We start from the raw sequence: 3,510 nt of genomic DNA, 5'->3' as shown, positions 1-3,510 counted from the left end.
TACCGCTTCGTGTACTTGCTTCCCACCTGGTGCTACTTCCTCTGGAACCTCAGGTCCCAGTCTCCAGGTGTCCACGATCAAGGGGAAGGTTCAGGCACGTCCAAGGCGCGCAGCCGGGGTGGAGCGTGGCTTGCCAGCCAGGCTGCGAGTTCGGTGCACCGGGCTTCCTCGTCGTCCCAGTACCACGCGACCCAGGGAAGTTCGTCTCGCAGCAGGTCACTCCCCCACTGGGAAACCGCTTGTGCCAGGTGCCGACCGGCGACGGGGTGGTCCTGTGCCTCCCAGGCAGTGAGCCAGGGATCGAGTGTGCCGGACGCCTCCGCGCACATCGCAAACACCTCGTACGCCGGCACCACTGGGTCCGCTTCAGCGAGGCTGTGGGCCAACCAGGCATGCAGGAACGCCCGAACTGCCGCGTTCTGCTGCGCGGGCCACTGCTGCCAATGCCCCCGGGCGAACGACAGTCCGACCGTGCCCATGTCGAAGAGGGGCTCGACCAGGCCGCCGACCAGAGCCCTGGCGAACTGGGGCAGGATGCGCCGCAGCACCGCACCGTGGTCGTCCCAGTCAGGGGCGTCCCAGGCGCGACGCAGCAGATCCAGCTCCAGCTCCACGTCGGGGACCTTCAACAGCGCAAGCTCTTCGGCGCTGCCCCAGTGGCATTCGCACTGGACCTCTTGGGCACGGGCAGTCATACCGCGGAAGGTGACGGCCACACCGTCCAGCGCATCGTCGAGTCTGCGTCGTACAAGGGCGGGGTCAAGGTTCATGGTCGCAGGCACAGCCTCACGGGACTCCGGGCGGCTTCCGCCCACCGAAGAGGGCAACCCTACCTACCCCACCCGTCACCGTCACCGTCACCGTCACCGTCACCGTCACCGTCACCGTCACCGTCACCATCACCATCACCGTCACCGTCACCGTCACCGTCACCGGAGTATGTTCGCTCCCGCCGGCGGACTTCTCCGGACGCAGGGAAACGGCCTTCCCCCGTGCGTCTGCCCACGGCCTTGCGGAAAGCGACCTCGCCTCGAACGGCGACCTCCGTGCGCCAGGGTGTTCACGAAGAGCACTGGCCAGGGCCGCGGGGCAGACGTAGTCGGACCGTGGCCCGCTCAGAAGTCGTAGCAGACGTAGGCGCCCTCGGGGGCCCGCGGGCGATCCGGTCCGAGCCCCAGCAGTGGAGCATCGGCCCAACGCGGTACAGGACGGCGCCACCGGCCAGCAGGACAAGGACGGCGAGCACGGCAGTCACGATCCGCATGGCCGTCATCCGCCGTACGAGCCACCAAGCCCCGGCGACCGCAAGCGCCCCCAGCCCCAGCATGACGGCCGACATCGGGGCGGTGTTGTTCTGGATCCCGGGAAAGTGGTCCGGGTGCGCGGCGTGTTGGACGGCGGCGAAGGCGAAGAAGAACAGCAGCAGCCCCAGCAGCAACAGTCCGACGGAGCCGACCCCGCGGCCGACGGCACGGCCCCGGCTCCGGCTCCGCGAACTTCCGGGCGCCTCGGCGGCGTCCGCGCGCACTAGCCGCCGGTCGAGGACCGCCCGCAGCCGGTCCACGTCCTCCGGGTCCGCCACGGCCCGCTTGGGCAGGACGACAAAGCCGACGGCGGACTTGTCGGCGCTGAGAAGCACGAACAGCTCCGGCGTCTCGACATAGCGCGAGTAGAGGTGCCAGTCGAGGCTGGCCGAGCTGTGCGCGGTGGTGAACCGCGGCTGCGTCAACAGCGCAGCAGCCACCAGCCCCTACCTGGCCTTCCCCGGCTCCGTGGCCGACGTCCACGTCTACCCACGGACGCTCTCAGCAACCGAGGTCGGCGCACTGCACTGACCCCACCACCGACACTCGGGCCCCGCCGCACCCACCAGGAGCGGCGGGGCCCCTGCCGTAGGGCCAGGAAAGTTCAGCCCCACACACGTCCGTGCCACCTGCAGCAGCGCCGCGAGCGTCGAGGACGCCGCCCCGGCACTCGGCATGTCGAGATCGACCTTGTGCGCCGCGGGGCATCCCCTTGCCGCGTGCTGCCGATGGGCGCCCCGCCCGCGTCGTCACCACCTCACTCCTCCACGTAGTACTCGAGAGCGGTGAGCCGGAGCGCAATGGAGCCCCAGCACAGGCCCCGATCCGTCTCGACCAGCCGCACGACGAAGCCCCACCGCAGCAAACCGGTGGGGCTTCGTCGTGTCACCATCTATCACACAGCCCCTATGAGCGGGGTGCTGGCTGTAGCTGTTTGACCAGTTGGAAGACCTCGCGGGCCGCGTAGCGTTTGAGACAACGGACGATTTCGCGTCGGGTCTTGCCCTCCTTGATCCGGCGTTCGTAGTAGTCCTGGGTGCGCGGGTCGACCCGCAGCCGGGTGAACACGATGCGGTGGAGCGCGGCATTGGCCTGCCGGTCGCCGCCGCGGTTGAGGCGACGGAACTGCCGGCGTCCCGAGGAGCGCTCGACGGGACTGACCCCGCACAAAGCTGCAAACGACGCCTCACTACCCATCCGTTCCGGGTTGTCCCCCACCGCGATCAGCAAGGCGACGGCCGTATCCGGACCGATTCCCACCACATCCAGCAGCTGCGGGGCATGACACTCCACGAGCCGGGCCAGACGATCACCCACATCCCGGATCTGCTCGGTCAGCTGGCCGATCCGGTGAGCCAGCAGACCCAGCGTGATCCGAGTGGCCTGCAACACCGATTCCTCACCGTCATCCTCGCGACTGCTCACGTCGGCGAACCGCGCACAGGTCCTGAAGAGTTCGGCATTGCCCAGTCCGGCCAGTTCTTCCCGCAAGGCGGGGTCAGCAGTAACGAGGACGGGCTTGAGCTGGTTGATAGCCTGGGTGCGGGCTTTGACGGCCGATGCCTTGGTGAGTCTGTACATTCTCGCGATCTGCACCGGCCCGTCGCCCGCTTTCGCCCGGGCGCGGGCCCGCCCGCTCAGCACGGTTCGCGCCGCGTTCTGGGCATCAAGCGGATCTGATTTGCCGCGCCGACGACGATCTGCCCGGTCCATCCAATTCACGTCAAACACGTCCACGCCCTGGGCCAGCAGATAGCGGGACAGAGACGCCCCATAGGAGCCGGTCCCCTCCACCCCGGCCCGCCTCACAGCTCCCAACCTCCTGGCCCACTTCAGCAGATCCCGGTACCCCGCCGCGGTGGCAGGGAACTCGCCGGTGGCAAGCACCGCCCCCATCACGGAGAGCACCGCAGCCACATGCGCATCCCGGTGCGTGTCCACTCCCAGAACCACCTCCCCCACAGGGCGACGACGGGCGCGCGGGGCGAGCGACGTACTGGGCACGGTCGAACTGGACATGCCCCTTCCCCTTCCGATCCTGTGGCGTGTTGCGTTGCCGGCACCGGGCCACGTCAGGCCGTCAGAATCGTGAGGACGCCACAACGATCGGCAGGCCCCTGACTTGTTGAATCGGGCCCAGACGCGCGGTCTGCAGCCGTAGCGTCCAGGGTGTCGGTCGGCACGGGCCCGCAGTGCCCCTTGCCGC

At 68.7% G+C, this 3,510-nt stretch carries 5 protein-coding genes; all 5 read right to left on the bottom strand.

Annotation, left to right across the window (positions count from 1 at the left end):
• Nucleotides 1–77: 77 nt before the first annotated feature.
• The gene (locus ABZ656_RS57065) at nt 78–770 is read right to left on the bottom strand and encodes a hypothetical protein (RefSeq protein ID WP_360280527.1); all 693 of its coding nucleotides are present in this window, start codon (nt 768–770) and stop codon (nt 78–80) included.
• A gap of 16 nt (nt 771–786) precedes the next feature.
• Nucleotides 787–933 (bottom strand): hypothetical protein, encoded by a 147-nt coding sequence (locus ABZ656_RS57060; protein ID WP_360280524.1) that lies wholly within the window; start codon nt 931–933, stop codon nt 787–789.
• Nucleotides 934–1,060: 127 nt separating this feature from the next.
• Nucleotides 1,061–1,744 carry a YcxB family protein gene (locus ABZ656_RS57055; protein WP_360280521.1) on the bottom strand — a complete coding sequence of 228 codons (684 nt, stop codon included), beginning with the start codon at nt 1,742–1,744 and terminating at the stop codon, nt 1,061–1,063.
• 317 nt (nt 1,745–2,061) lie between these two features.
• Entirely contained in the window at nt 2,062–2,196 is a 135-nt protein-coding gene (locus ABZ656_RS57050; RefSeq protein ID WP_360280518.1) for a hypothetical protein, read from the bottom strand.
• A gap of 14 nt (nt 2,197–2,210) precedes the next feature.
• Entirely contained in the window at nt 2,211–3,323 is a 1,113-nt protein-coding gene (locus tag ABZ656_RS57045; protein WP_360280515.1) for an IS110 family transposase, read from the bottom strand.
• Nucleotides 3,324–3,510: the final 187 nt, after the last annotated feature.

It is taken from the genome of Streptomyces sp. NPDC007095 (genome assembly GCF_040634475.1).
Lineage (GTDB): Bacteria > Actinomycetota > Actinomycetes > Streptomycetales > Streptomycetaceae > Streptomyces.
The sequence above is the reverse complement of the archived record's forward strand: the minus strand, read 5'-3'. Positions and strand labels throughout refer to the sequence as shown.

Excerpts from the sequence above, each read along its gene's own strand:
- ABZ656_RS57045 (WP_360280515.1), bottom strand. The coding sequence starts at position 3,323 with ATGTCCAGTTCGACCGTGCCCAGTACGTCGCTCGCCCCGCGCGCCCGT.
- ABZ656_RS57065 (WP_360280527.1), bottom strand. The coding sequence starts at position 770 with ATGAACCTTGACCCCGCCCTTGTACGACGCAGACTCGACGATGCGCTG.
- ABZ656_RS57050 (WP_360280518.1), bottom strand. The coding sequence starts at position 2,196 with ATGGTGACACGACGAAGCCCCACCGGTTTGCTGCGGTGGGGCTTCGTC.